Annotated in this window: 22 protein-coding genes and 1 tRNA gene; 11 read left to right on the top strand and 12 right to left on the bottom strand. The window is 59.0% G+C overall.

The annotated features are described in order from the left end of the window. Positions 1 to 12: 12 nt before the first annotated feature. From Q0Z93_RS00900 to Q0Z93_RS00920, 5 genes are all read left to right on the top strand, one after another. Positions 13 to 1020: a dihydroxyacetone kinase subunit DhaK gene (locus Q0Z93_RS00900; RefSeq protein WP_298061640.1), complete on the top strand. Its 1008-nt coding sequence runs from the start codon at positions 13 to 15 to the stop codon at positions 1018 to 1020. 149 nt (positions 1021 to 1169) lie between these two features. Then, positions 1170 to 1808, top strand: coding sequence for a DAK2 domain-containing protein (locus tag Q0Z93_RS00905; RefSeq protein ID WP_298061643.1), 639 nt, complete (start codon positions 1170 to 1172; stop codon positions 1806 to 1808). A 240-nt stretch (positions 1809 to 2048) separates the two neighbouring features. Further along, the gene (lsrF, locus tag Q0Z93_RS00910) at positions 2049 to 2927 is read left to right on the top strand and encodes a 3-hydroxy-5-phosphonooxypentane-2,4-dione thiolase (RefSeq protein ID WP_298061646.1); all 879 of its coding nucleotides are present in this window, start codon (positions 2049 to 2051) and stop codon (positions 2925 to 2927) included. Positions 2928 to 2942: 15 nt separating this feature from the next. Next, positions 2943 to 3899, top strand: a complete 957-nt coding sequence (locus Q0Z93_RS00915; RefSeq protein ID WP_298061648.1) for a hypothetical protein — start codon at positions 2943 to 2945, stop codon at positions 3897 to 3899. A 28-nt stretch (positions 3900 to 3927) separates the two neighbouring features. Beyond that, a complete protein-coding gene (locus Q0Z93_RS00920; protein WP_298061650.1) occupies positions 3928 to 7995 on the top strand; it encodes an SUMF1/EgtB/PvdO family nonheme iron enzyme in 4068 nt (1355 codons plus the stop codon). Positions 7996 to 8202: 207 nt separating this feature from the next. Here the strand turns inward: Q0Z93_RS00920 and Q0Z93_RS00925 are convergent, their stop codons facing one another. Next, positions 8203 to 9375 (bottom strand): M20 family metallopeptidase, encoded by a 1173-nt coding sequence (locus Q0Z93_RS00925; protein ID WP_298061652.1) that lies wholly within the window; start codon positions 9373 to 9375, stop codon positions 8203 to 8205. 135 nt (positions 9376 to 9510) lie between these two features. On the opposite strand from Q0Z93_RS00925, the gene Q0Z93_RS00930 reads away from it, so the two are divergent. The 4 genes from Q0Z93_RS00930 to Q0Z93_RS00945 all read left to right on the top strand — a co-directional run bounded on the left by Q0Z93_RS00930 (position 9511) and on the right by Q0Z93_RS00945 (position 13505). Then, entirely contained in the window at positions 9511 to 10524 is a 1014-nt protein-coding gene (locus tag Q0Z93_RS00930; RefSeq protein WP_298061655.1) for a 4-phosphoerythronate dehydrogenase, read from the top strand. Between the two features lie 96 nt (positions 10525 to 10620). Continuing rightward, positions 10621 to 11658 carry a quinone-dependent dihydroorotate dehydrogenase gene (locus Q0Z93_RS00935; RefSeq protein WP_298061657.1) on the top strand — a complete coding sequence of 346 codons (1038 nt, stop codon included), beginning with the start codon at positions 10621 to 10623 and terminating at the stop codon, positions 11656 to 11658. Positions 11659 to 11663: 5 nt separating this feature from the next. Beyond that, positions 11664 to 12974: a CinA family nicotinamide mononucleotide deamidase-related protein gene (locus tag Q0Z93_RS00940; protein ID WP_298061659.1), complete on the top strand. Its 1311-nt coding sequence runs from the start codon at positions 11664 to 11666 to the stop codon at positions 12972 to 12974. 15 nt (positions 12975 to 12989) lie between these two features. Continuing rightward, a complete protein-coding gene (locus Q0Z93_RS00945) occupies positions 12990 to 13505 on the top strand; it encodes a histidine phosphatase family protein (protein WP_298061661.1) in 516 nt (171 codons plus the stop codon). A 158-nt stretch (positions 13506 to 13663) separates the two neighbouring features. On the opposite strand, the gene Q0Z93_RS00950 is transcribed toward Q0Z93_RS00945, so the two are convergent. From Q0Z93_RS00950 to Q0Z93_RS00970, 5 genes are all read right to left on the bottom strand, one after another. After that, a complete protein-coding gene (locus Q0Z93_RS00950; protein ID WP_298061663.1) occupies positions 13664 to 13993 on the bottom strand; it encodes a hypothetical protein in 330 nt (109 codons plus the stop codon). Then, positions 13990 to 14526 carry a sigma-70 family RNA polymerase sigma factor gene (locus tag Q0Z93_RS00955; RefSeq protein WP_298061665.1) on the bottom strand — a complete coding sequence of 179 codons (537 nt, stop codon included), beginning with the start codon at positions 14524 to 14526 and terminating at the stop codon, positions 13990 to 13992. Before Q0Z93_RS00955 ends, Q0Z93_RS00950 begins: the two co-directional genes overlap by 4 nt. Beyond that, entirely contained in the window at positions 14510 to 15169 is a 660-nt protein-coding gene (locus Q0Z93_RS00960; protein ID WP_298061667.1) for a hypothetical protein, read from the bottom strand. Before Q0Z93_RS00960 ends, Q0Z93_RS00955 begins: the two co-directional genes overlap by 17 nt. An 802-nt stretch (positions 15170 to 15971) precedes the next feature. After that, positions 15972 to 16769 (bottom strand): 1,4-dihydroxy-6-naphthoate synthase, encoded by a 798-nt coding sequence (locus Q0Z93_RS00965; RefSeq protein ID WP_298061669.1) that lies wholly within the window; start codon positions 16767 to 16769, stop codon positions 15972 to 15974. A 154-nt stretch (positions 16770 to 16923) separates the two neighbouring features. Next, on the bottom strand, positions 16924 to 17754 hold the full coding sequence (locus Q0Z93_RS00970; protein ID WP_298061671.1) for a DUF2807 domain-containing protein: 831 nt from the start codon (positions 17752 to 17754) through the stop codon (positions 16924 to 16926). Between the two features lie 406 nt (positions 17755 to 18160). On the opposite strand from Q0Z93_RS00970, the gene pdxA reads away from it, so the two are divergent. Together pdxA and metF are read left to right on the top strand one after the other, a co-directional pair. Further along, complete coding sequence (pdxA, locus tag Q0Z93_RS00975) at positions 18161 to 19387, top strand: 4-hydroxythreonine-4-phosphate dehydrogenase PdxA (RefSeq protein WP_363291334.1); 1227 nt, start codon at positions 18161 to 18163, stop codon at positions 19385 to 19387. Positions 19388 to 19430: 43 nt separating this feature from the next. Continuing rightward, positions 19431 to 20384, top strand: a complete 954-nt coding sequence (gene metF / locus Q0Z93_RS00980) for a methylenetetrahydrofolate reductase [NAD(P)H] (RefSeq protein WP_298061673.1) — start codon at positions 19431 to 19433, stop codon at positions 20382 to 20384. A 101-nt stretch (positions 20385 to 20485) separates the two neighbouring features. Here metF and Q0Z93_RS00985 read toward each other — a convergent pair. The 6 genes from Q0Z93_RS00985 to mnmH form a co-directional block, all read right to left on the bottom strand. Beyond that, positions 20486 to 20557, bottom strand: a tRNA-Glu gene (locus tag Q0Z93_RS00985). A gap of 522 nt (positions 20558 to 21079) precedes the next feature. Then, positions 21080 to 22153, bottom strand: a complete 1074-nt coding sequence (gene selD / locus Q0Z93_RS00990; RefSeq protein ID WP_298061675.1) for a selenide, water dikinase SelD — start codon at positions 22151 to 22153, stop codon at positions 21080 to 21082. After that, positions 22140 to 22349, bottom strand: coding sequence for a DUF3343 domain-containing protein (locus tag Q0Z93_RS00995; RefSeq protein ID WP_298061677.1), 210 nt, complete (start codon positions 22347 to 22349; stop codon positions 22140 to 22142). The genes selD and Q0Z93_RS00995 overlap by 14 nt, the downstream gene beginning before the upstream one ends. Then, complete coding sequence (locus Q0Z93_RS01000) at positions 22346 to 23467, bottom strand: aminotransferase class V-fold PLP-dependent enzyme (RefSeq protein WP_298061679.1); 1122 nt, start codon at positions 23465 to 23467, stop codon at positions 22346 to 22348. Before Q0Z93_RS01000 ends, Q0Z93_RS00995 begins: the two co-directional genes overlap by 4 nt. A 21-nt stretch (positions 23468 to 23488) precedes the next feature. Then, a complete protein-coding gene (gene yedF / locus Q0Z93_RS01005) occupies positions 23489 to 24112 on the bottom strand; it encodes a sulfurtransferase-like selenium metabolism protein YedF (protein WP_298061682.1) in 624 nt (207 codons plus the stop codon). Next, a complete protein-coding gene (gene mnmH, locus Q0Z93_RS01010; RefSeq protein ID WP_298061684.1) occupies positions 24109 to 25134 on the bottom strand; it encodes a tRNA 2-selenouridine(34) synthase MnmH in 1026 nt (341 codons plus the stop codon). The genes yedF and mnmH overlap by 4 nt, the downstream gene beginning before the upstream one ends. Positions 25135 to 25506 lie beyond the last annotated feature (372 nt).

Here is a 25506-nt window from a genome sequence, read left to right on the forward strand (position 1 = left end):
TTTGATACAGAGATGAATAAATTTATCAACTCGACAGAGAACATTACCGCGGAGTTGTTGGAAGGGTACACCATGGCCTTTGGCGATACGGTACGTCTGGGGGCGGAGAATATTGTCGTGCGGACCCAACCTAAATCAGAGGATAAAGTGGCCATTATCGCATTCGGAGGCTCCGGGCATGAACCCGCAGTAAGCGGATTCGTGGGCGAAGGGATGCTCGACGCTTCGGTGGTCGGCGACATTTTCGCCGCACCGGGAGCGCAACGGTTGTTCCAGGCCTTGCAGATGTTCAAGCGGGACGCCGGAATCTTGCTCTTGATTCTCAACCACTCAGGGGACGTGATGAGCGGGAACATGGCCATGCAGCTCGCGGCACGGGCAGGGATCAAGGTGAAATCCATAATGACCCACGACGACATTTCAGCCGGGCTGGATGCCGCAGATGAAGATCGGCGGGGATTGGCAGGGGCCGTGCCGATGTACAAGATCCTCGGCGCCGCGGCGGAACAAGGGAAATCGCTGGACGAACTGATCGAGATCGGCGAACGGTTCAACAAACAGATTGCGACGCTGGCGGTAGCGATGCGGGCATGCACCCATCCGCAGAACGGAGCGACCATTACCGAACTGCCGGAAGGGATGATGCAGATCGGGATGGGGCAGCACGGTGAAGCGGGACAGGGCGGGAATGAACCGCTCGTTTCGGCGGACGCCACCGCGGAATTTATGGTCGGGCAGCTCATGAAGAAACTCGATTTGAAGGGGGGGGATAAAGTGCTGCTGTATATCGACGGGGTAGGCTCCACGACCTTGATGGAACAATTCATCATCTACCGGGCGGCGGCCAAGAAATTGGCGGCGGCGGGGATTACCGTGGCGGACGGATATGCCGGCGAGCTGCTCACCGTGCAGGAACAAGCCGGATTCCAGATGATTCTGGCCAAATTGGACGACGACCACCTCGACCTGCTCAAGAATTACAAATCCGACGCACCGTACTGGAAACGGTTCGGGAAGTAAGATTTACGGGCGAGATTTTGCATAGTGGGGCGGCTTTGTCTTTCCCCGAGAGACCCTCTGTTCCCTGACCCAACAGGGGGCAGAGGGCATAGGGGTTAAATGAGGAAGCACTTTTGTTACGGGATACTACTAACACTAAAAACAGATATATGACCGGAAAACTGACTGTACCGGATTTCCAGAAGATGATTCAGCGCGCATTGGCAGATGTCACGGCGCGGGCGGGCGAGTTCAGCGAACTCGACGCCGTGATCGGCGACGGAGATCACGGAGAGGCGATCGTCACGGCGTTGAACGCCATAGCGAAAGTCTCGAATGCAGAGGATGCAGCGGGAAAAGATTTCAAAACCCTGTTAGGAGATATGGGCTTCGGCGTGATGATGGAGACCAGCGGCTCGACCTCCACCTTGCTGGGAGGCTTGCTGCTCGGGATGAGCGACGGGGTTCCGGCGGCAGCCAAAGAACTCGATGCACAGCAAGTGAAAGCGATGTTCGGCGGCGGTCTGGCGGGAGTGCAGAAGAATACCAAAGCCATGCCGGGGGACAAGACCATGATGGACGCCTTGTATCCGGCAGTCAAAGCGATCGAAGCATGCGCTTCGGACGATGTGGCGGCGATCTTGAAAGCCGGTGCCGATGCGGCAGCGGACGGAGCAGCCAAAACCGTGCAAATGAAAGCCAACTTCGGACGGGCGCGGAACTACGGCGAAAAATCGGTGGGACATGCCGATAGCGGGGCATCGTCATGGGCTTGCATGTTCGGCGCTTTCGCGGCAGCGGTGGAATAAATCCCGCGGATTATATCGATCGTCTTTTTGCGCGCCGTCGGCCCGAAATATGAAGGGCGATTCCCCTGCTTCGCGGGATGATGGTTAAGTCCTTTTGCGGGCCGCAGCCTTTCCCGCGGAGGCCTGAAACCCTATAATCGCTTGCGCGGATGGTTGCGTTCCCCGCAGGCTGCGTCCGCAGACAAACGCGGATAAGTGTAATTCTTTTAATTAAAACAAACAAGAAAAACAGATACAGTCATGGCAGATATGGATGGGATCCTTGAGAACAAGGACAAAGACTACGGCATCGGGATTCCGGTAGCCCACCAGAACTACTTCGTCAAAGGAGCCGACCACCTCGGCTGGGGGATGAAAGACCGCCTTTCCAGGATATTCCGGCCGGCTACGGGGCGGACCGTGATGCTCGCATTCGACCACGGATATATCATGGGGCCCACCTCAGGGTTGGAACGGCTCGACTTGAACATCGTGCCGCTGATCAAATATGCCGACTCGCTGATGTGCACCCGCGGGTCGCTGCGGGCAGTGGTGCCGCCGACGTTCAACAAAGGGATTTGTCTGCGCTACTCCGCCGGGTCGTCGATCCTGACGGAACTCAACAACGAATGCGTGCTCGATCCGGAAGAAGCCGTGCGGGTCAATGCTTCCGCCATGGCCGTGATGGTGGCCATGGGGAACGACAAATTCGAGGCCAAGACAGTGGAAAATCTTGTCCGGACGGCAGATGCAGGGTACAGATACGGGATTCCGACCATGGGGGTTACTGCCGTCGGGAAAGATATGGCGCGGGACTCGAAATACTTCGGGCTGGCATCGCGGGTATGCGCGGAAAATGGGGCCAATATCGTGAAGACCTACTATTGCGACGGATTCGCCAAAGTGGTCAATGCCTGCCAGGTGCCGATCGTCATCGCCGGCGGCAAGAAACTCGAAGAACGGGAAGCGCTCGAACTGTGCTACAAAGCGATCAACGACGGAGCGATGGGGGTGGACATGGGACGGAACGTCTTCCAGTCGAAATGTCCGGTTGCGATGATCCAGGCGGTTAGCGCGGTGGTGCACGACGGACTGACGCCGGAGCAAGGATATGAAATGTACAAAGACTTGTCGAAATAAATTCCACCTGAAGATATGAAACCAGTGATTCATACCGTTTTCGGAGCAGCGGCCCTGCTGGCCGTGTCTGCGGCAGCCTTGACATCGTGCGGCCCACAGCCAGCGGCACCGCAGGACAAGATATTGATTGCAGGATCGTTCTGGGACACCATTGCAGTGGTGAACCGCAGCGCAGGGGATGCGATCGAGTGGAAATACGGGCTCCCGAAAGGATCGGAATGCAACAGCGTCGAGATTGTTCCGGGGACGGGCGATGTGCTCTTGTCTTATCGGCGGGGCGCGCGCGTCGTGCGGCGCGACTCGACGAATGGCGGGGGGACGATCGTATGGGATTATACGGATGTGGCGGATACAGCCGAGCTGCAGACCGCCACACGGCTTCCGGACGGAGGCTACCTGCTCGCCATTTGCGGAACCCCGGCGCGGATCGTCGAACTGGATTCGACGGGATTGAATGTGCGGCGCGAAGTGCGCTATGACTTAGGCATTCAGCCGGCCCATGCCCAATTCCGCAGGGTCGCCAAATCGCGGAACGGAAACTACCTGATCCCGATTATTTCCAACGGCAAAGTGCTGGAAATCAAGGACGACTCCACCTTGGTGATGGAATACAATGTGGGAGGAAGCCCTTTCTCCGTGCAGGAACTGGCGAACGGGAACTTGTTCGTGGCATTGGGCGACGGACACTGCTCCATCGAGATCGAACGGGCCGGAGGGAACCTCGTGCAGCGGATCGACTCGATTTCCGGCGTGCCGATGCACTTTATCGCCCAGTCGGAACGTTTGAACAACGGACATACCCTGATCTCCAACTGGCAGGGGCACCTGCCGGCGAAGCGGCAGACCGCCGCGCAGCTCGTCGAGATCGACTCGGCAGGCCTTGTGGTCTGGGCTTACGACGGGCGCAGCGGACGTCCGGTGAAAGGAGGAGGCGTAGATTTTATATCGGCTTTTTATCCATTCACGGAATAACAACACACATACTAACACCAAACAACAGATGATAAAGAAGACAATTTTCACAGCAAGTCTGGCCTGGATGATGGCCGTTGCAGCGCCTTTCGCCTCGATCGGCGAGGCAGCGGCGACGCCTGTCATGCCGGCCGCTGCTGCACCCGCCAAGAAAAAGGCGCAGCAGCAGAGCTGGCTCCAGCAGGCATTGGCAGTCAAAGCGAAAATGGCAGCCGAGTCGCCGAAAGGACTGCCCTATGTTTCAACCGAATACCGCCGGGGGACGGCACCGGGCAAAGTCTCTGTCGATTTGACAGGGCTGAAAGAAATCTCGCTGGTGACATGGGGGACGCCGGATGGGGTGGACTATGACCACGCCGTGTGGGCCGACGCCCGGTTTACCAAGAAAGACGGAACCACGATCTGGATCGGCGACATGAAACCGAAAGTGAAGCGGATTCAAGGTAACTGGACCAGCACGGATAAGAATTTAGACGGCAAGAAACTCCAGATTCGGGACAAAAAATACGATCACGGGATCATCGCCCATGCCAACAGTTTGCTGACTTACGAACTCAACGGCGAATACACCCGCTTCGACTCCGAGATCGGGATTGACGAAGGATCGAGCGGCGGGAGCGCTATTTTCAAGATCATGGTGACCAACGGCCGCAAAGAAGCGGAGGCGTTGGTCAAGGCATGTCCGGAAGTGCAGGAAAAGCTCGGGACCTTTATCGGCGCCCCGATCTCAGACTGGCTCACCTCGCCCGGAACCACACTCGAACGGGCGGCCGCGACCAAAGTAGTCGGGCAACTCGACAAACCCGCCTACTTCAATGCCCGGATCGAAGAATTGGAGGCCAACCCGGACGTCGAAAAACGGATCCTGGGCTACATGGAACTGACCGAACAGGCGGAAGCCGTGCTCAACCTGCAGGATCAACTGGCCTGGCTGAATGTGCCGGCGATCGGCAAGGCATTGGCCGACATGAAGACCATGGACGGATTCGACGGAAATAAGTACGACGCGGTTTATGCCCAGCTCAAGACTTTGGCGGCAGGCGGGTTCGACGGCATTTACCGGGCCGACAAGGCTGCGATGGAGGCTGCGGCGCAGGTCTTGGCATTGAAACGGGAAATCTTGATGGCCAATCCGCTGCTGGACGTGGACAAGATCGTCGTGACCAAATACGACCTCGGAAAGAGTGCGCGGTATGTGATGGCTCCGGCCTTGGGGACACAGCCCAACAACTGGTCGAATCAGTATTCCGCCTCGCGCGGCGGCTTCAGCGCTTCGATCGTGGAGCTGTCGAACCTGCGGGGGGACAAGCTCAAGGAACGGCTTATTTACAAACCGGCGACCGATGCGCCGGTGACCGACGTGCACATGCACTGGGACGCAGATCGCATGCTGTTTACTTCGGTGGACTCCGCGCGGCGGTGGCACGTATTCGAAATCAAGACCGACGGGACGGGCTTTAAGAATATCACCGCAGCCATTCCGGAGCCGGACGTCGAATTTGCGGACGGGGCATACCTGCCGGACGGGCGGCTGATCATCAACACTACATTGGGGTATCATGGCGTGCCGTGCGTAGACGGGGCGGATGCCGTGGGGAACTTCGCGCTGTACGACCCGAAGACAGGATATTTGCGGAGACTGACCTTCGACCAGGACAACAACTGGAACGCGACAGTGATGAACAACGGCCGCGTGATGTACACCCGGTGGGAATACACCGACTTGATCCACTACTTCTCGCGGTTCGTGATGCACATGAACCCGGACGGGACGGAAAACAAAAACTTGTACGGGAGCGGCTCGTATTTTCCGAACTCGACTTTTGATATGCAGCCGCTGCCCGGCGGATCGAGCGCATTCATCGGGATTATTTCCGGACACCACGGGATCGCGCGGTCGGGGCGGTTGATCATCTTCGACCCCGCCAAGTCGCGCAAGGAAGAGAAAGGGATGGTGCAGGAGATCCCGTTCAGCAGCCGTCCGATCGAACCGATCATCAAAGACGAAATGGTCAACGGCGTATGGCCCCAGTTCCTCAAGCCGCAGCCGCTGAGCGACAAATACTTCCTCGTGACGGCGAAATTGACGCCCAACTCGTTGTGGGGGATTTATTTAGTGGACATTTACGACAACGTGACCCTGCTCGTCGAGGGAGAAGGGGAAGGGTACATCAACGCCATTCCGGTGGTGAAAAAAGTGACCCCGCCGATCATTCCCGACAAAGTCAATGAAAAAAGCAAAGAAGCGACCGTCTTCATCCAGGACATTTACGAAGGAGAGGGATTGCCCGGCGTTCCGCGCGGGACGGTCAAGAAATTGCGTATCTTGACCTATGAATACGCCTATCGCAATTCGCCGTCGAACCATGCCGCACAAGGGATTCAGTCCGGCTGGGACATCAAGCGGCTGCTGGGTGAAGTGCCCGTAGAGGCCGACGGGTCGGCGATCTTCACCATTCCGGCCAATACCCCGATCTCGCTGCAGCCGCTCGACTCGCTGGGGCGCGCAATACAGTGGATGCGCAGCTGGTTCGTCGGCATGCCGGGCGAGACCGTATCGTGCGTCGGCTGCCATGAAGACCAGAACCTGATGCCGATACCGAAGCGAACCATCGCCTCGAAGAAAACCGCCTCGAAAATCGAGATACCGGAGGGCGGTGTGCGGCCGTTTACCTTTGAACTCGAAATCCAGCCGATTCTGGATCGGGCTTGCGTGGCCTGCCACAACAACGAAAATGCAGCCGGCGGCAAGAACTTCACCGGCGGACGGTATAACAACCTCTATCGGTTCAGCGACAGCTACCTCGATTTCCACCCCTACTTCTACCGCCAGGGGCCGGAAGCCGATATGTATGTCTTAGTGCCGTACGAATTCAACGCATCGAACAGCGAAATGGTGCAGATGCTCCAGAACGGGCATCATGGGGTGAAGCTCACGGACAAGGAGTGGAAGACCTTGTATAACTGGATCGACTTCAACGCCCCGTACCACAGCCAGTTCTTCAACGTGCGCGAGTTGAAAGTCGGGCAGCACGGATACGACCAGGTTCAGCGGCGGAAAGAGCTGGCAGACAAATATGCCAACGGGATGGCAGTGGACTGGCAGAAAGAGATCCGCGACTACGCGGCCTATCTCGAAAAGCAGCCCAAGCCGGAGCCGGTGATGCCGGAACCTGTGGCTGAGCCTAAGGTGAAGAATATCAAGGTAAAAGGATGGCCCTTCTCGGCCGATGCGGCGAAGGCGATGGTGGGGGACGATGCGGCGGCACGGCGGAGCGTCGAGATAGCACCGGGGATTACGATGAATTTCGTGCGGATTCCGGCGGGGACATTCGTGATGGGAGCGGACAAAGGCATTGCCGCACCGAAAACGAAAGTGAAAGTCGAAAAACCGTTCTGGATGGGCGAGATCGAAGTGAGCAACGAACAATTCCGCGCTTTGTATCCGGAACATGACAACCGCCTGCTCGGTCAGCACTGGAAAGACCACACCGGGCCGAACTACTTGGTGAACGAAGACTGGCGGCCGGCGATCCGCGTGAGCTGGGAACAGGCGATGGAATACTGCCGCAAACTCAGCGAACAGACCGGATTGAAGATCACCCTGCCGACGGAGGCACAGTGGGAATGGGCTGCCCGCGCCGGTTCCGACGGGGACAACTGGTGGGGTGTCGATACCGACTTCTCGCCGTATGAAAATCTGGCCGACAAACAGTTGCAGAAGATGGCCGTGAGTGGCGTCGACCCGCAGCCGATGAACCCGAACAGCCGGATTTTCAAGTACTGGGATTTCTTGCCGAAAGATGCGTCGGTGGACGACGGCAATATGCTGCTCGGCAAGAGCGGAACCTACAAGCCGAATGCGTGGGGGCTGTACGATATGCAGGGGAATGTGGCCGAGTGGACGCGGTCGGACTACCGTCCGTATCCGTACAGTGCCAAAGCCGATGCGACCCAGGTTTCCAATGCGGAAAAAGTGGTTCGCGGCGGATCGTGGATCGACCGGACGAAGAACGCGAGCTTGTCGAGCCGGCGCCATTTCCTGCCGTGGCAGGCGGTGCGCAACGTCGGTTTCCGGGTGATTATCGAAGAGTAGACGACACATGGGTTTTGAATGAAACGTCCGGCCTTCCGATTCGGAAGGTCGGACGTTTTTGTTTGGCCCATCGGTTTCCGCGGTGACAGTCAGCTCCGGTCGTCATCCGAGCCGCATTCTCCGCGCCGATTCGACCCGTCCGGAACAGACAAGGCTGCTTCCCGATCAAAGGAAACAGCCTTGTGCGATTTCGAGCCGCAAGCGACATCACTCCCCAGCCTGCAAGATTTTCAGCGCCATAGCCGCCAGCATAGCCACCCCGTAAGGAATCGCACGTTCGTCCGCCACGAACGCCGCATTATGGAGCGGCACCTCGCATTCCACGCCCCAGCGGAAAAAGACCGACGGATAGCGCACCGAATAAAAGCCGAAATCCTCAGCCGTCATGCGCCTCGGAATATCCGTCCGCGCAGCCTCGCCGAAAGTATCCGCAATCACCCGTCGGGCTACCTCCGTCAGCCGTTCGTCGTTCAGCACGCACGGGTATCCCACCGACAGTTCCACCTCCGCCGCGCAGCCGTAAGCCGCCGCCGTCTGTTCCGCCACCTCGCGGATACGCCGGTGCGCCTCCGTCCGCCACCCCTCATCCATCGTCCGGAACGTCCCCTCCATCTCGACCCGGTCCGGAATGATATTGGTCGCCCCGTCCGCGATGACCCGCCCGAACGACAGCACCGACGGCGTGAAAGCATAATTGTTCCGGCTCACGATCTGCTGCATCGCCACGATCATCGCCGCCGCCGCCAGCACCGGATCCCGCAGCAGATGGGGCAGTGCGCCGTGCCCCCCCCGCCCGTTCACCGTGATGTGGATCTCGTCCGTCGAAGCCATGAACGTGCCGCTGCGCACCCCGATCTGTCCCACCTTCAGCTCCGGCGACACATGCCCCCCCACGAACGCCCGCGGTTCCAAGCCGTCGAACACCCCCTCTTTCAGCACCACTGAAGCTCCGCCCGGCCAAAGCTCCTCGCCCGGCTGGAAAAGGCCCAGCACCGTCCCGTCGAACGCCTCGCTCCGCTCCTGCAATAAGATCAGCGCCCCGAGCAGAGCTGCCGTGTGCATATCGTGCCCGCAGGCATGCATCGCACCCGTCGTACATGCGAAATCCAGTCCGGTCGTTTCGGTGATGGGGAGCGCATCCATGTCCGCCCGCAGCACCACCGGGTGCTTCGGGTCGGCTACCCGTCCGTCGATGCGGGCCAATACGCCCGTTCCGGCGACCCGTTCGTAAGGGATACCGTATTTATCTAATATTCCCCGGATAAAGGCCGACGTCCGATGTTCCTCGAATGAAAGTTCGGCATTCCGGTGTATCTCGCGCCGCCACTCGGTCGCTTGTGCCGCCAGTTTTTGTGCGGCACCGAAAATATCATGCGTCATAACGCCTGCTAAGATACGTAATTGTATCGTCCCGGTTTGTATCTTGGACAGCTTTTGTCGGAAGAAAGATTACAAAAACGGCCTCCAGTCCGGCACGAAAGACGCCGAACGGGGAAAAATCGTACATTTGAGTTCATGAGAATCGTGATAGATGACAAAATCCCCTTCATCCGGGGAGTGTTCGAGCCATACGCCGAGGTGCTGTACAGGCCCGGAACGGAGATAGACGCGGCAGAAGTGCAGCAGGCGGACATTCTGATCGTCCGCACCCGCACCCGGTGCGGCGCAGCGCTTCTGGACGGAAGCGCCGTGCGGATGATCGCCACGGCGACCATCGGTTACGACCATATCGACCTGGATTATTGCCGGAAACGGGGCATCCGGGTAGCGACGGCGGCGGGATGCAACGCGCGGGGCGTCCTGCAATGGGTATTCGCCGCACTTCTGGCGACAGGCGTTCAGCCGCAGGGCACGACATTGGGCATTATCGGCGTGGGGAATGTGGGAAATGCCGTGCGGGAGGCGGCTGCGGCAGCCGGATTCCGGGTCGTCTGCTGCGACCCGCCGCGTCGGAGCCGCTGCGAAAAAGGGACGGAAGATTTCGTCCCGTTGCCCGAACTGCTCCGGCAGGCAGATGCGGTGACGATGCACGTGCTGCTGGACGAGACGACGCGAGGCATGGCTTCGGAAAGCTTTTTTGCGGCAGCCAGACCGGGACTGGTGTTTCTGAACAGTTCGCGCGGAGAAGTGGTGGACGAACGAGCCTTGAAAGAAGCGATACGGAGTGGGGCAGTGTCCCGCGCCGCAATCGACGTTTGGAACGGCGAACCGCATATCGACCGGGAACTTTTGGAGCTGACAGCCGTCGCTACGCCGCATATCGCCGGTTATTCGCTCCAGGGCAAGGCCATGGGCACGGCGCTGTCGGTGCGGGCAGTGGCCTCGTTTTTGCGGCTGCCGATCCCGCAGGACTGGTATCCGGACCATGTCCTCCGACAGCATCCGCGCATCGGGTTGTCGTGGGACGCGATCCGGACAGAGATGCCTCGATATTACAATATATTGTCGGACGATGCGGCGTTGAGGAGTGCGCCCGAGCGGTTCGAGGAACTGCGCGGCGATTACCGCTTCCGGGAAGAGTTCTTTTAGGAGCATCATCCCCGGCTCCGCCCCGCGGGCAGCTTCAGGCACCCGGACAAAAACCTGAATTTTATAGTACCTTTGCGCCAGATTTACGATTATCTCATGTATAAACTTTTCAGACCCCTTCTGTTCAAGCTCCAGCCCGAGACCATACACCGCCTGACCGTGCGGCTGCTTCGCGTGCTGCATTACGTGCCGTTTGCGCGGAGCATCATGCGGGCGGTTTTCGTGCACCGTTCGCCGGAACTGGAGCGGGAAGTTTTGGGATTGAAATTCCCGAACCCGGTGGGGCTGGCAGCCGGTTTCGACAAGGACGCCGAGGTGTACGATATGCTGGGCGCGCTGGGATTCGGGTTCGTCGAGATCGGTACGGTGACGCCGAAAGCCCAGAACGGGAACCCGAAGCCCCGCTGTTTCCGGCTGCCGAAAGACCGGGCGATCGTCAACCGCATGGGGTTCAACAACCGCGGAGTACAGAATGCGGTGAAAAGCCTCCGGCGCCGCAAGCCGGGGCTGATCGTCGGGGGAAATATCGGCAAAAACACCCTGACCCCGAACGAACAGGCGCCGAGCGACTATCTCAAGGCTTTCCGGGCGCTGTACGACTATGTGGACTATTTCGTGGTGAACGTCAGCTGTCCGAACGTGGCGTGCCTGACGGCTTTGCAGAGCAAGGAGTCTACCGTTGCCATTCTCGAACCTTTGAAAGAGTTCAGGCAGGGGCAGAGCGATTACCGGCCGATCCTGCTGAAAATCTCGCCCGATCTGACAGACGAGCAGGTCGACCAGATGATCGAGGTGGCCCGGGAGTCGAAGATCGACGGTATCGTAGCGACCAACACCACCACCTCGCGCGAAGGGCTGGAAACCGATCCGGCGCGGGTTATGGCCATCGGCAAAGGAGGATTGAGCGGAGGACCGCTGACCCGGCGGTCGAGGGAAATGGTGCGCTATATCTGCGAAAAGACCGAAGGGAAGCTGCCCGTTATCGGAGTGGGCGGAATCATGTCGGTAGAGGATGCCGAGGCGATGCTGGAGGCGGGAGCCTCGCTGGTGCAAGTCTATTCGGGTTTTATCTATGAAGGGCCCGGCTTCGTGAAACGGATTTGCAAACGATTGGCGGGCCGGTCCAAATCGTAACGGATATGGTTAGCGTTGAATTGATTACGGTGGGTGACGAGCTGCTGATCGGGCAGGTGGTCGACACCAATTCGGCCTGGCTCGGTCGGGAGTTGGGCCATGTTGGGGCCCAGGTGGATCGAATCGTCTCGGTGCACGATGCGGCCTCGGACATTCGGGAAGCCGTGGAGACCGCGCTGTCGAGGGCCGACGCGGTCATCATGACAGGCGGCCTGGGGCCTACTCAGGATGATATTACGAAGAAAACGTTGGCAGACCTTTTTTCCGGCGGCGTCATGCGGCGCGACCAGAGCGTCTTTGAACATGTGCGGCGAATGACAGCGGAGCGGGGACTGGCGTTCAACGACCTGAATCAGGCGCAGGCGCTGGTGCCGGACGGCGCCACCGTGTTGCCGAACCGGGTGGGGACAGCTCCGGGGATGATGTTCGTCAGACCGGGTTCGGCTCCGGGGCGGGAGAAATTGCTTTTTTCTCTGCCGGGCGTGCCGTTCGAGATGAAACAGCTTGTCACAGAGCAGGTTATCCCTCTTGTCAAGTCGCATTTCGCTTTGCGGTCGGTGGTTCACCGGACGATGATTACGTTCGGATTGGCCGAGTCGGCTTTGGCTTTGGCTATCGCCCCGTGGGAGGAGGCGCTGCCGGAGTGGCTGCATCTGGCCTACCTGCCTAACGCGCGGGGGATCAGGCTGCGGCTGTCGGCTTATGACGTGGAGGCGGATTCCGCCGCAAAAGAGATCGAAAGCCGGTTCGCCGGACTGAGGGAATATATTGCGCCTTATATGCTGGGTTTCGAGCCGGCGAGCGTAGAGGCTGCGGTGGCGTCGATCCTTTTGGAACGCGGCCAGACTTTGGCCGTGGCGGAATCGTGCACCGGCGGTTCGATTTCGGCCCGTATTACGGCGATGGCGGGGGCATCGCAGTACTATCTCGGCGGAGTGACTTCTTACAGCAACGAGGCGAAAGCACAGGTGCTGGGGGTATCTATGCCGGATATCGAGCAGTTCGGGGCGGTGAGCGAGCCGGTGGCGCGACAGATGGCGGCGGGGGCTTTGACCCGTTTCGGGGCGGACTATGCCGTTTCGACGACGGGAGTGGCCGGGCCGGGCGGCGGCACGCCGGAAAAACCGGTGGGGACGGTATGGATGGCCATCGCGTGGCGGACTTCCGATAACGGAACGGAGACTTTTGCCCGGCAGATGCGGTTCAGCGAACTGCGGGAGCAGAATATCGAGCGGGCGGCGACCCATGCCTTGAATATGCTCAGGTTGCATCTTCTGGGGCTGTCCGATGCGTTCCAACAGACGGGGATGCTATAATCTTTACGACACCTGATGAAACGGCTTTATATCGTCCGCCACGGGGCGGCTCAATCTTCCTATGAAGCGGGGAGCGATTTTGCACGGAGGCTCACGGCGGAGGGTGCATCGCGGGTGCGGGCCGTTTCGCAGAGGCTGGCATCCCGGCCGGAAGGAACAGTGCCGCAGCGGATCGTTGCCAGTGCAGCGCCCCGGGCGTGGGAGACGGCCTCTATCCATGCGGAGACTTTTGCTTTGCCTGAAAGCGCGCTCTCCCGGGTGGAGGAGTTATATCGCGGCGGTCCGAACGATTATCTCCATATCCTGATCCGTTCTTTACCGGACGATATTTCTTGTGCAATGGTTGTCGGCCATAATCCGGCGGTATCGGAGTTGCTGGCCGTACTGACGGGGTCGATGGCGGGGGAGTATTGCATGCGCAAAGGGGATGCGGCGTGCGTGGCTTTCGATTTGCCGGACGGCGCTTCGTGGGAGGAGATATACGTTTCGGACGGGAAATTGGAAAAATATATCATCGCCTCGGCGGTTTAAAGATTTTGCCTGCCGATCGGCCCCGGGTCTCCGCTGCGGGAGGTTGCGGCCCGTGTGGCCAAAGGTCGCAGAAAACAGAAGTGCCAGACATCGTCCGAGAGTTTCCGGAACAGGCAGGAACCGCCGTAATCGTTGCGGCAGCTCCGATCAGCCAGAATTTAATTATCCGCATGTTCGGAAGTTCGGGTTGACGTGTGCGGTATGATCCAGGCCTTGGGAACGAGCCGCACGCCATTGTCCTGCAAGTTATCGGCCAACTGCCCGGCAAAGCCGATGAAGTTTTCCCCCCACAGGGCCACCCAGACGATCAGCAGCACCGAAGCGAAAGCCGTAGCGAGAGTCGGAATCCGGTACAAGTTCCGCGACGGCGGAACCGGCTCGATACGCCCCACGACCCGCTCCGTAAATCCCCCGTCCGACACATGCTGCTCCCGCGCTGCGGCAAACAGCCGTTCCAGCGGATCATTCTGTATCAGGTTTCGTTTCATAGCTCTTCATTTTTCAGGTACTTCCTCAGTTTGGCCTTCGCCCGCGCCACCACGCTCTTGACCGTCCCTATCGGCATGTCCGCCACCTGCGCGATCTGGCTGTGCGAGAGACGCTCAACCGCCGACAGCAGAATCACGTTGCGCTCCGTATCGTCTAAACAGGCCAAAGCGTTCTGCAAGATCGTATTTTCGACCGACATTTCGCACCCTGCGGTGACTTTGTCCAACTCCTGCGCCGGTCTGAGGCTGCGGCAGCTGTCGAGGAAAGTGCGGTAAGCGATGCGGAACAGCCACGCGCGGAACGATCCCAAGCCCGAGAATTGGCGGATCGAGGTGAACGCTTTGATAAACGTCTCCTGCGCCAAATCGTCGGCCCGGAACCGGTCGCCCGCCGTCAGGTGGAGCAGATAGCGCCTCAGGGGAGACTGATACCGTTCGACTAACCTCCCGAAAGCAGCGCGGTCGCCCGAGCGTTTGACCCGCTGCACCAACAGCAGCTCCCCGACGGAACCGTATTTATCGGTTGTCGTCACGACGCTGCACGTACTGGCGGAACAAATAGACCACCGCGTACCCAACGCCGGCGATCAATGCCCACAACAGGATGGCCGAGAAAAACCGCATATAGCTCAGGTTGACAACCCCCACCCAGGCCAGAAAGGTGAATCCGACGATGGCGAAGATCAGCAAACGGCGGATAAACGTGGTCACCGGAAGTTCCTCTTTTGCGGCTGTCAAAACCGGCTGTTCGCCGCGTTCGATGCGCATCCGCTCCAGTTCGTATTTTTTTTCGTGTCTGCGGAAACGGTATTTCAGCGAGAAAAAGACCGTCAGCACTACCACCGCCGCGATCACTGCCATGACCAGCACAACCTGGATATTGTCGCCGTCCAGCCCGGAGCGGGAATAGGATATATTGCGCATTTGGCCGACCGCCTGTTCCACCCCGGCGAGGCGTTCGCCGAGCGCCTGCAACAGGCTGTCGGCTGCGGCCACGGTCGGCGCCGGCACGGCAAGTACCGTCAGCGTGTCGGCCGGCGCCTCCACAGCAGCCGTATCGCCCGGTTCAGAAGCCGGAACCGCATCGGCAGGGTTCCCCGCCAGCAAGGCGGAAGTGCTTCCGAGCGTCAGGCCCAGAGCGAGCAGGGCGCCAAGCAGAATTCTTTTCATGTGCATATTTTTATGTGTTTTTTGTTTTTCTGTCTATAAGACGCAGCGAGGGGGACTTTCGGATGTCGTTTCGATATTTTTTGCATCGTTTTTTACGAGGACATCGGGACGAAGCCTGCGCGAAATGCCATAACGGGGCGCAGGCAACTTCGGCGGAGCTCGTTGCTCTTTCCGCTGGCGGCGACCCGATACTATCCAGAATCATTCTTTGCCCACGCGCCGGGATGAACATGCTTTGTCCGCGCGCTGGCGGAAATCCTGTTCAAAAGCGCAAGCTGCTTTTGAACGATTTCTTTCTCTATCCGTCGCGCGTGGGTGTCGGTGCCGCTGGGCACACGATCCGCACCCTTCGGGTGTTTTATTGGCCTGCCGGCAGCAAGATAAACTACCCTAAAGTACGGAATCGCTCTCGGGCCGGGCAGGCCCCGTCTAAATAAGTCCTCTCAAACTCCAACAAAAGCCCCACTGGGGCCCCGCGGTGGGCTTGCAAAACTTCGTTTTGCTTGGATCTGAACTACCTCAAACAACTTCCGCGCGCCGGGAAAATCGTTCGGTTTCAACGCGAGTTGAAACCGTCGATTTTCCTTTTTCAGCGTGGCGCGGTGCCGCTAGGCACTCCAGCCAGGGTTTGTATTACTTCAACCGGAGGAAACTGTCTTCAGGCCAGACAAAGGGCTGTAACTACCTTAACTAAAGCAACGCAAGCCCCAATAAAAGCGCAGGCAAGGAACCGTAATTACCTTAACTAAAGCCGCGCAAACCCACTCCACCCCCAACGGCCCCGGCCAGGCAGGTAGACCTAAATTCTTCAGAACACCTGCTCGATCGGAAGACCCGTCAGACGTTCCACCGCCCTGCGCCCCTCGGCGCCCAAAGAGAGAGAATAATCATTCACGAAATAAGAGATATGCTTGCGCCGCACCACCGGATCGAGCTCCTGCGCATGAGCCTGCACATACGCCGCCGAAGCCTCCGGATACCCCTGCGCATACTCGATGCTCCGCCGGATAATGCGCCCCACCCGGTCCGCCGTTTCCGATGAATATTTCCGATTCAGCAAAATACCGCCCAGCGGGATCGGCAATCCCGTAAGCATTTCCCACTCCCGCCCCAGGTCGGCGACCAGCTTCAACCCCCGCGAAGCATAAGTGAAACGTCCCTCATGGATCAGCACCCCGGCATCCAGTTCCCCATCCGCCACCGCCCCCGCAATCTCCGAAAAAAGATAGACCCTCTTCCGCTTTGCCCCCGGAAAAACGATCGAGAGCAGCCGATTGGCAGTGGTCAGCTCGCCCGGAATGCCGATCAGCACATCGTACAGTTCGTCAGGATATATCTTATGCCGGCTCACTAACAGCGGCCCATTGCCATGCCCCAAAGCGCTGCCGCTCTCCAGCAGCCGGAAATGACCGGCCGCCTCCGGCAACGCCGCATAACTGATCTTAATGACCTCCTCGTCCTGCGGACGACGGACAGCGGCCCCGTTCAGCACGTCGATATCGTCGAACACCGGCTCGAAAACCAGACCCTCCGTGTCCACCAGCGCATGTATCATGGCATGGAAAGTGAACGTATCGTTCGGACAAGGCGAAATATGCAGTTTCATGAATCGTATGCGATATAAAAATCCGGCTTTGGGCCGTCCCCTCAAAGCCGTACAGAATCACGCCGTCCCGGGCGCTTTCGCTCGGCAAACTGAACGGCGAATCCCAAAGCCCTCCGAGAATCAAGCCGTTCGCCGAAACAATCGAACGAGGCGATCAGTCGAGCTGTTTCACCCCCTTGCCCGTCACTAACCCGGCCCCTTTGTACCGGAACGAGCCCATCGTACTCACTTCCGCCGTGCCGCCGCCGATCACATGGGCCTTGACCTTGCCCATGCCCGAGACCTTGGCATTCACCGTACCGATGTTGAAATTCTCCAGATCGGCCGATGACGTGCCGCTGACGTCCAGCACCGCCTCCCCCGCACTTCCGGAAAGGGTAAGCCCCGCCAGACCCGACACCGTGCACACCGCCGTCCCGGCTTTTAATTCGCCGCCCGCTTTGGAAGTCCCGCTCAGAACGACCTCCGCCTTCTCCTGCACCGTCAGTTTGGCATCGTTCAACGCCGACGTCCCCGACAGATCGACATGAAGCGTCTGTGCCGAAACCTCTAACAGATTGACCGATGCGCTCCCCGAAGTGAGAATGCGCAGGTCGCCTTTCGCGGAGCACACGCCTGTGCAAACCACATGGCTCGCCCCGGTCACGTTCAGATATTTCAAGTCGCTGACTGTCACCCATGCCTGCGGCTTTTTCTTGCTCCGGGTAAAATATTTGCCCATATCGTTCTTGAATGTGAGCCGGACGTAGCCTTCGTCGGTCAGCTCGAAAACCAGCTTGTCTGCCAGTTCTTTTTCGATTTCGACTTTGGCTCCGACGGTGCGCGAGGCGCCGTCGGCCTGCGCGAGCTGCACGTCGAACGCCCCGGCGACGATCACGCCGTTAATGGTTTTATCCGCATATTTTTCGATCACCGCAGTTTCCTGCGCCGCTGCCAACACTGGCAGTACTGCCGCGCACAGCGCGAGCAAAAACATCTTTTTCATCTTCGGTTCCCCGATTTTATTTAACTTTGTCCAAAGGTAATAAATGTCGCCGGATATTTATCCCCTCGTTTATTTGTATGTACCCGCATGGAACCGTTCTTTCTTTGAAAAGAAAGAACCAAAGAAACTTCCGAAGGCTCTGCCGACGAACCTCAGTCTGCCGAACGCCTCTGTCTCGGAAGTTGCTTTTGGGTCGGGGCAAGGGCGCGCTAAACCGAGTTTTGTTTTACTGCGCGCCCTTGCTCCCGGCCCAAAGTAAAGGTTTCGATGCAAAAGGACTGCGGAGCCTAAGGAGTAGCGCAGCTTCAGAAAGTTTTTCTGGTTCTCTTTGTTCACAAAGAGAACAGTACCCTCCGGCACAATGCAAAATAAACGAGAGATTAAAAAACAGAGAGATTCAATAGATATGGAAAAGATAAAAGTGGGGATCACCCACGGAGATTTCAACGGAATCAGCTACGAAATCATCATCAAATCGCTGCTGGATCCGCGGATTTTCGACCTCTGCACACCGGTAGTGTACGGATCGGCCAAAGTGGCCGGATACTACAAAGGGATGATATCGGACGCCGAGAATTTCAGTTTCAACATCATTACCGACCCGGCGCAGGCCAACCCCAAACGAGCCAACATGATCGTCTGCGTCGACGAAAACGTCAAGATCGACCCCGGCCAGCCGACGGTCATCAGCGGGCAATACGCCATCGCCTCGCTGAATGCCGCAGTGCGGGACCTCAAGGCAGGGAAGATCGACGTGCTGGTGACCTGTCCGATCAACAAGAAAAATACCACCGGCGACGATTTCGGATTCATCGGGCATACGGAATACTTAGCCGCAGAATTCGGAGATGCCGAGCCGCTGATGTTCATGATCAGCGACGTGCTCAAGGTCGGGTTAGTGACCATGCACATCCCGCTCGCGAAAGTGCCCGGCGCTGTTACCACAGAAGCCGTCTTGAACCATATCCGGGCGATCAGGCGGTCGCTGGAGCGAGATTTCGGCATCGTCGGGCCGAAAATCGCCGTGCTGGGGCTCAATCCGCACGCCGGAGACGACGGACTGCTGGGGCCGGAAGAGCAGGAGATCATCATTCCCGCTATCCAGTCCGCCAAATACGAAAATATACTGGCCTTCGGGCCGTTCGCGGCAGACGGATTCTTCGGCAGCGGGGCATACCGGAAATTCGACGCCGTGCTCGCGATGTACCACGACCAGGGGCTCGCGCCGTTCAAGGCACTGACTTTTGCAGACGGGGTCAATTTTACGGCGGGGTTGTCCGTGGTGCGGACTTCGCCGGCACACGGGGTCGGGTTCGATATTGCCGGGAAAATGGTGGCCGACCCTTCGCCGATGCGGGCAGCCATTTACCAGGCGATCGACATTTTCCGCAACCGGCAGGTATTCGACGAGGCAGCAGCCGACCCGTTGCAGCATTTCTCGAAAAACGAGCGCAGTCATGCCGAGGGAGGAGGACGCGGCGGCAACCGGCGGGGCGGGGCAGATCGGGATGCAGACGTGGCCGATTTGCTGAAAGACACCCCGGATATGACGGTGGCGGCGGATACGGATGCAGCTGCTGCGGCCTTAGCGGCGGAACGGCAGAACGGCGAAGCCGCTTCGGCCGAACAGTAAAAACGGGAGTACGGATTTTGCCTGTACATTTTCGACCGACACGATGAAAATCACGGACAAACTCAACCGGGGCAAGACCCTGTTCGCTTTCGAACTGCTGCCGCCGCTCAAGGGAGACAATATCGACACCGTTTTCGACACGATCGGGCGGCTGGCCCCTTACGATCCTTCGTACATCAACGTCACCTACCACCGCGAGGAAATCAAGCTCATCGAACGGGCGGACGGCCTGTTGGAGCGGCGCGTGGTGCGCAAGAGGCCGGGGACGGTGGGAATCGCGGCGGCCATTATGGCACGCTATGGTATTGATGTGGTGCCTCATCTGATCTGCGGCGGGTTCTCGAAATTCGACGTCGAGGATGCGTTGATCGACCTCAGTTTTCTGGGGATCGACAACGTGCTGGCCTTGCGGGGGGATCATATCCGGGGGGAGCGCACTTTTCGGCCGGCCCGGGGCGGACACCTGCATGCAGTGGAGCTCGTGCGGCAGATCATGGCCATGAATCGGGGCGAATACCTCGACTCGGAGTTGGAACATGCCAAGCCGACTTCGTTCTGCGTGGGCGTGGCAGGCTATCCGGAGAAACACGCCGAGGCGCCGAACTTAGCGGCCGACATCGCGCATCTCAAGGCCAAGATCGACGCGGGGGCGGAGTATGTGGTGACGCAGATGTTTTTCGACAACTCGAAATATTTCGCCTACGTCGAGGCATGCCGGGCGGCGGGGATCACGGTGCCGATCGTGGCGGGGATCAAGCCTTTCACCACCCGGACGCAGTTGTCGCTGCTGCCGCAGACTTTCGGGGTGGACTTGCCGGACGAGTTGGTGCGGGCGGTGGAGGCTTGCAAGGACAATGCGGCTGTGCGCGAGGTGGGGATCGAGTGGGCGATTGCCCAGGGGCGGGAATTGATAGCGGCGGGGGTGCCGGCGCTGCATTTTTACACGATGGGCAAGGCGGACAATGTGGAACGGATTGCAAAAGCGTTGTTCGGATAGCCGGATCGAACGATCGTTGTCTTTCCCCCCCGTTTTGCAAAAAACCGTTTGCAGAAAACACGAAACGGCTTCTTCGTACGAAGAAGCCGTTAAATTATTTGTAGTCCCTAGGAGAATCGAACTCCTCTTCCAAGAATGAAAATCTTGTGTCCTAACCGATAGACGAAGGGACCTTTTTCAAATGCACTGCAAAGGTAATGCTAAATCCGAAAATTCCAAACGCTCTCCGAAAGTTTAATGTGGAAAATAAAAATCAGGGTGCCGGTAAATGCTTGGAGGCACCGCACCTGGATACCGTGGGCACGATACTCTGTGTAGCTGGCATTAAAGCCCGTAGCCTCGAAAAGCAAGTACACACTATTGGCGCCACGGATTGACGAAGACCAATGGTACCCGCCGCTGCCAACGTGCCACAAGTCGCCTCCCGACCGCGCACCGGCATCGCGGAAGCCCGGGGCAGGAACCGCGCGCAGCCGAAAAACAGCAGCGGCCGCTCATTGGGGCTGAAGCAACGTCATGGCGTGGCTCCAGTCGCTTTTTATAACTAATCCCGGCCGATCGGCGCGGGATCAGTGGGCCGCTGAATTTACCGTTCACTCTGCCGGCAGTTTCGTTTGAACCCGACGGCACTCCGGAGGATAACACCCTGAAATTTAAAATCCGATACAAAACACGGCATAATACCGCCATAGTCGTCAAGATACCAGATACACCGACTTGTCCCCTCGCGGCACGACCTCGCCGACAACTGCCGCCCGGGGATGCACGCCCGAAGCCTTCAGTTCGGCCAAAGCACTCTCCGCCTTGTCCGCATCCACCGCCATCAGCAGTCCGCCCGACGTCTGCGCATCGAGAGCCAGCATCCGGCTGTCCGTATCGCATTCGAGTTCCACCCGCTCACGCACATACTCTCGGTTGCGGAACACCGCACCCGGGAGGCACCCCTCCGCGATCAGCTCCCGTACTCCCGCCAAAGCCGGCAGCATCGCCGCCCGCAACCGGAAAGTAGTCCCGCTCGCGTCCGCCATCGACACCGCATGACCCAGCAAACCGAACCCCGTGATGTCCGTCGCACCCGTCACCCCGTACTTGCGCATCACCTCCGCCCCTACCCGGTTCAGCAGCTTCATCTGCTCCAAAGCTCCGCGATAGACCGTGTCCGAGGCCAGCCCCAAGCGCCGCGCAGCCACGATCACCCCCGTTCCCAGCGGTTTGGTCAGAATCAGCCGCTGCCCCGCCTTCGCCCCGCGGTTGGTCACCAACCGCGACGGCTCGACCGTCCCGACTACGGCCAGTCCGTACTTCGGCGGAAAATCATCGATCGTGTGGCCCCCCATCGTCAGCGCCCCCGCCTCGTCGATTTTGCTCTGGCCGCCCAGCAGTATCTCCCGCAGCACCCGCAGCGGAATCTTCTCCGCCGGAAACATGTTCAGGTTCAGCGCCAACAGCGGCCGTCCCCCCATCGCATACACGTCGCTCAGCGAATTGGCCGCCGCGATCTGGCCGAACTCGAACGGATCGGAGCATACCGGCGGGAAGAAATCGGTCGTCACGATCAGCGCCGTGTCGTCATTCAGGCGATAGACCCCCGCATCGTCGTGGGTCGAAATGTCGACCATCACATTCGGATCGCCCGGTATCGGGATGCCGCCCAGCAGTTCGGCCAGTCTCGACGCCGGAAGTTTGGCCGAGCATCCCCCGTATTCCACCGTGGAAAGCAGGTCGAAAGGCTCGCCGCTCTCCGGAACTGAATTTTCATTTTTCTTCATGGTAAGTCGCTTCGATGCCGTTCGCCGACATCAATTCTTTAAAAGGTTCCGCCTGCGTATCGTTCACATAAAGACACATGCCGCACTCGGTGGAATACTCTTCCGGCACGGGTTTCACCCGGTGTTCCAATCCGGCCCGGGAGGCAGCCGCATCGGCCCGGATCACCTCGCGGGCATTTCTGAAAAGCACGATCATCGTTTTTGCGATATTTCCGTCAACGCCCTCAGCAACCGGTCGAAATCCCCGGATGTATGGTACGGCCCCGCGGCGATCCGCACCGTCCCGTAAGGAAAGGTACCGATCGTCCGGTGGGCGGCCGGCGCGCAATGAAGACCCGTCCGCACCTCTATCCCATACTCTTCCCACAGCAAAGCCCCCAGCCCGGACGGGGCCAGCCGCTCGTGCGTCAGCGAGAACAGCTCGCCTTGTGCCGACGCAGACAAGGCTCCGTAGACCCTGAATCCCGGCAACTTCCTCACGGCGGCCGCCAAGTCCGTAAATTCCGCCCGTGAATGAGCCGCCTGCGGTCTGTTTTCCAACGCCGCCCCCAAGCCCGCCAGCCCCACTAAGTTCGGCGTTCCCGCCTCGAAACGATCCGGCCACTGGCCGGGCATCCGGAAACTGTCGGAATGGCTTCCCGTGCCGCCGTAAATCAACGGTGCGACGCCTGCCGGTTCGCGGGCGTAGAATCCGCCCGTTCCGGCAGGCCCCAACAGCCCTTTATGCCCGGTGAAAACCGCGAAGTCCAGCCCCCATTCATCCGCCGCCACCGTTGCGCCGGGCAGCGACTGGGCGCAATCGGCCATCACTTTCAGATTTCGTTCATGCGCCCAGCGGCAGATCGCCTCCATCGGCTGAATCACGCCGTTGACATTGCTTTGGTGATCGACGATCACCAACCCGGCGCCTTTCGTATCGACCAGCGGCAATTTTTCGACGTCGATACAGCCGTCGCACGAAGCGGGCAGCGTACTGACCGAAGCCCCCAATGCGACTAAAGGGCGCATCACGGCATTGTGTTCCAGCGGCGAGACCAGCACACGGCCGTTCTCGACATCCGGCAGCCCCCGCAGGATCGTATTCACGGCCATCGTCGCCCCGGTGGTAAAAGCGATTTTGGAAGCATCGCCCACTCCCATGACGGCGGCTATGGCATCGCGGCACTCTTCGACGATCCGCGTGGCGTCCACTACCCGCGGATAGGCCGCCCGGCCGTATGTCCCGCCTATCTCCGTCAGGAAATGCGCCATCGCCGCCGCGACCTGCGGCGGCTTGGGAAAACTGGTACTGGCATTGTCGAAATACAGATTCATTCCCCGTTCCTCAGCATAACCTTACGGATAGACCACATGCCCGGCCTGGGAGAGCACTTCCGTAATGCGGAACATATTGCTTACCCGTCCCACCGCTAACCGCTCTTTCATTCCGTAAAAATCCAGGCAGGTGCCGCATACCAGGATTTCCACCCCGCGTTTTTCCAATTCCTGCAAAGCGGGGATCGTGTCGCTCCCCTCGAGGGCGGCATGTATGCCGCTGTTGTAAAACACCATATGGCTCGGCAACCGTTCCGCTTCGCCTAACGAATTGATAAATGCCCGCAGCAGGATCTTTCCCAGGTCGTCATTTCCCCGCCCCATGCGGTCTGCTGTCACCGCCACGCAATAGTCTCCCCGTTCGGCGTGCGAACCGGCGACAGGTTCCCGGGCTGTCCCGCATACCGGCTCCGGAGCCGACGGCCCGGCTCCTGCCGGCACTTCGGACAGAGTAAAGCGGATCGTATCGCCTTCGGTACGGTATTCGATTCCCAATTCGGCGAGGTAGCTCCGCAGGTTTGAAAAGGCGGTCTCGTTGTCTGTCAGCACTTCAAATTCGTCGCCCGGCACGGCCTGAGCGATCGCCCGCCGGGTCATAATCAACGGTTGGGGGCAGAGTTGGCCCCGTGTGTCGATGGGTTTCATTTTATTTTTCTGAATTTTTCGATCAACAGTTCCGCTGCTCGCTCCGGATCGTCTTCCGGCATAAAAAACTCGCGGAACGAGTGGTTTTCTTTCCCGATGGAGCGGGTATAGCACTTGTCGTAGTAGTGCATGGCGATTCGCGCCGCGCCTGCCGTATCCCCTGCTTCGAGGCTCTGCAAGGCCCGCGGATAGCCGTCGCCCAGCCGTTTGGCGATCTTGGCGAAGGCTGCTGCCAGCTCTTCGGTGCTGAAAGCGCCGTATTCTCTCACCAACCGCTGCAACCGGGCTTCCGGATCGAGCGAAAAGAGCACCAGCGGCGCCGACTGCATCATCCGGTACAGTTCGACCGGCACGACCACATGACCGATGGTCTGGCTTTCGCCTTCGATCCAAACGGGCTGCGCGGGGTCGAATCGGCGCAAACTGGCGTGTATCCGGTTGATGAATTCTTCGGTGGTGGGTTGCTCTTCCTGTCCCAGGGCGCCGAAAACGGAGCCTTTGTGGTTGGCTAAGGCCTCCAAATCGAGCACTTGCTCTCCTTTGCGGGCCATCGCCCGGAGCACGTCGCTTTTCCCGCAGCCGGTAAATCCGCCGAGGATGAAAAATTGCCAGGGCTTGGCTGCCAGCAGGGGGGCAAACAACCGCCGGTATGCCCGGTAGCCGCCTTCCAACACTACGGCGGACATGCCTGCGGTGCGGAATAACCAGGCCATGCTCCCGCTGCGCATTCCTCCGCGCCAACAGTAAACGTAGAGTGTCTTCCCGGCAGCTTGTTTCCGGGCTGTCTGGACGAACCGGGCCATTTTCGGGCCGACGATGGCCAACCCGCGCTCGATGGCTTCGTTCTTCCCGACGCGTGTGTACAATGTCCCTACCTCGGCGCGCTCGGCGTCTGTGAATAGGGGCAGGCTGTGGGCGCCGGGAATATGCCCGGCTTGGTATTCGGAGGGGCTGCGAACGTCGATCATTATGCCTCGAATGCTTTCGCTGAGAAAAGCTTCGGCCGAAAGGGTCTCTCTCATCCGTCTGTCATAAAATGATTCGTTCATTTCGCTACCCTATGTTTGAGGGTACTGTTCTCTTTAACTGCGCTTTGCTTGTTTTGCCTCCGGCTTCCTCGCGCTACCTCGGCATAGTCCGCCAGCGGCCTCTGCCCTCGGAACGCTGCTCGGTTCCTCCTCGCCGCTCGGCAAAGCGTGCAAGCCCGCTCTGCTCTCGCTGGCAGCGTCGGTTGTGAACAAAGAGAACCAGAAAACCGACGCAACAGCCGAGAGCCATCGAGCTTGCTCGAATGGCCGAGGCGTCAGGAGGAAGGCGAAGCCAAACTTTTTGAGATGCTTGCGCATCTCTTGAGCCTGCCGGGTACCCTTGTCTTCGATTCTCTTGGGCCGGGA

Source organism: uncultured Rikenella sp., assembly GCF_947628055.1.
Taxonomy (GTDB): domain Bacteria; phylum Bacteroidota; class Bacteroidia; order Bacteroidales; family Rikenellaceae; genus Rikenella.

What these genes read in the sequence shown, in the direction of transcription:
- Q0Z93_RS00920 (WP_298061650.1), top strand. Translation starts at nt 3,928, where the DNA reads ATGATAAAGAAGACAATTTTCACAGCAAGTCTGGCCTGGATGATGGCC.
- Q0Z93_RS00940 (WP_298061659.1), top strand. Translation starts at nt 11,664, where the DNA reads ATGGTTAGCGTTGAATTGATTACGGTGGGTGACGAGCTGCTGATCGGG.
- selD (WP_298061675.1), bottom strand. Translation starts at nt 22,153, where the DNA reads ATGAAGAAAAATGAAAATTCAGTTCCGGAGAGCGGCGAGCCTTTCGAC.
- Q0Z93_RS00960 (WP_298061667.1), bottom strand. Translation starts at nt 15,169, where the DNA reads ATGCACATGAAAAGAATTCTGCTTGGCGCCCTGCTCGCTCTGGGCCTG.
- lsrF (WP_298061646.1), top strand. Translation starts at nt 2,049, where the DNA reads ATGGCAGATATGGATGGGATCCTTGAGAACAAGGACAAAGACTACGGC.
- Q0Z93_RS00930 (WP_298061655.1), top strand. Translation starts at nt 9,511, where the DNA reads ATGAGAATCGTGATAGATGACAAAATCCCCTTCATCCGGGGAGTGTTC.
- Q0Z93_RS00915 (WP_298061648.1), top strand. Translation starts at nt 2,943, where the DNA reads ATGAAACCAGTGATTCATACCGTTTTCGGAGCAGCGGCCCTGCTGGCC.
- Q0Z93_RS00965 (WP_298061669.1), bottom strand. Translation starts at nt 16,769, where the DNA reads ATGAAACTGCATATTTCGCCTTGTCCGAACGATACGTTCACTTTCCAT.
- metF (WP_298061673.1), top strand. Translation starts at nt 19,431, where the DNA reads ATGAAAATCACGGACAAACTCAACCGGGGCAAGACCCTGTTCGCTTTC.
- Q0Z93_RS01000 (WP_298061679.1), bottom strand. Translation starts at nt 23,467, where the DNA reads ATGAATCTGTATTTCGACAATGCCAGTACCAGTTTTCCCAAGCCGCCG.
- Q0Z93_RS00925 (WP_298061652.1), bottom strand. Translation starts at nt 9,375, where the DNA reads ATGACGCATGATATTTTCGGTGCCGCACAAAAACTGGCGGCACAAGCG.
- Q0Z93_RS00935 (WP_298061657.1), top strand. Translation starts at nt 10,621, where the DNA reads ATGTATAAACTTTTCAGACCCCTTCTGTTCAAGCTCCAGCCCGAGACC.
- mnmH (WP_298061684.1), bottom strand. Translation starts at nt 25,134, where the DNA reads ATGAGAGAGACCCTTTCGGCCGAAGCTTTTCTCAGCGAAAGCATTCGA.
- Q0Z93_RS00945 (WP_298061661.1), top strand. Translation starts at nt 12,990, where the DNA reads ATGAAACGGCTTTATATCGTCCGCCACGGGGCGGCTCAATCTTCCTAT.
- pdxA (WP_363291334.1), top strand. Translation starts at nt 18,161, where the DNA reads ATGGAAAAGATAAAAGTGGGGATCACCCACGGAGATTTCAACGGAATC.
- Q0Z93_RS00900 (WP_298061640.1), top strand. Translation starts at nt 13, where the DNA reads ATGAATAAATTTATCAACTCGACAGAGAACATTACCGCGGAGTTGTTG.
- Q0Z93_RS00905 (WP_298061643.1), top strand. Translation starts at nt 1,170, where the DNA reads ATGACCGGAAAACTGACTGTACCGGATTTCCAGAAGATGATTCAGCGC.
- yedF (WP_298061682.1), bottom strand. Translation starts at nt 24,112, where the DNA reads ATGAAACCCATCGACACACGGGGCCAACTCTGCCCCCAACCGTTGATT.
- Q0Z93_RS00995 (WP_298061677.1), bottom strand. Translation starts at nt 22,349, where the DNA reads ATGATCGTGCTTTTCAGAAATGCCCGCGAGGTGATCCGGGCCGATGCG.
- Q0Z93_RS00950 (WP_298061663.1), bottom strand. Translation starts at nt 13,993, where the DNA reads ATGAAACGAAACCTGATACAGAATGATCCGCTGGAACGGCTGTTTGCC.
- Q0Z93_RS00970 (WP_298061671.1), bottom strand. Translation starts at nt 17,754, where the DNA reads ATGAAAAAGATGTTTTTGCTCGCGCTGTGCGCGGCAGTACTGCCAGTG.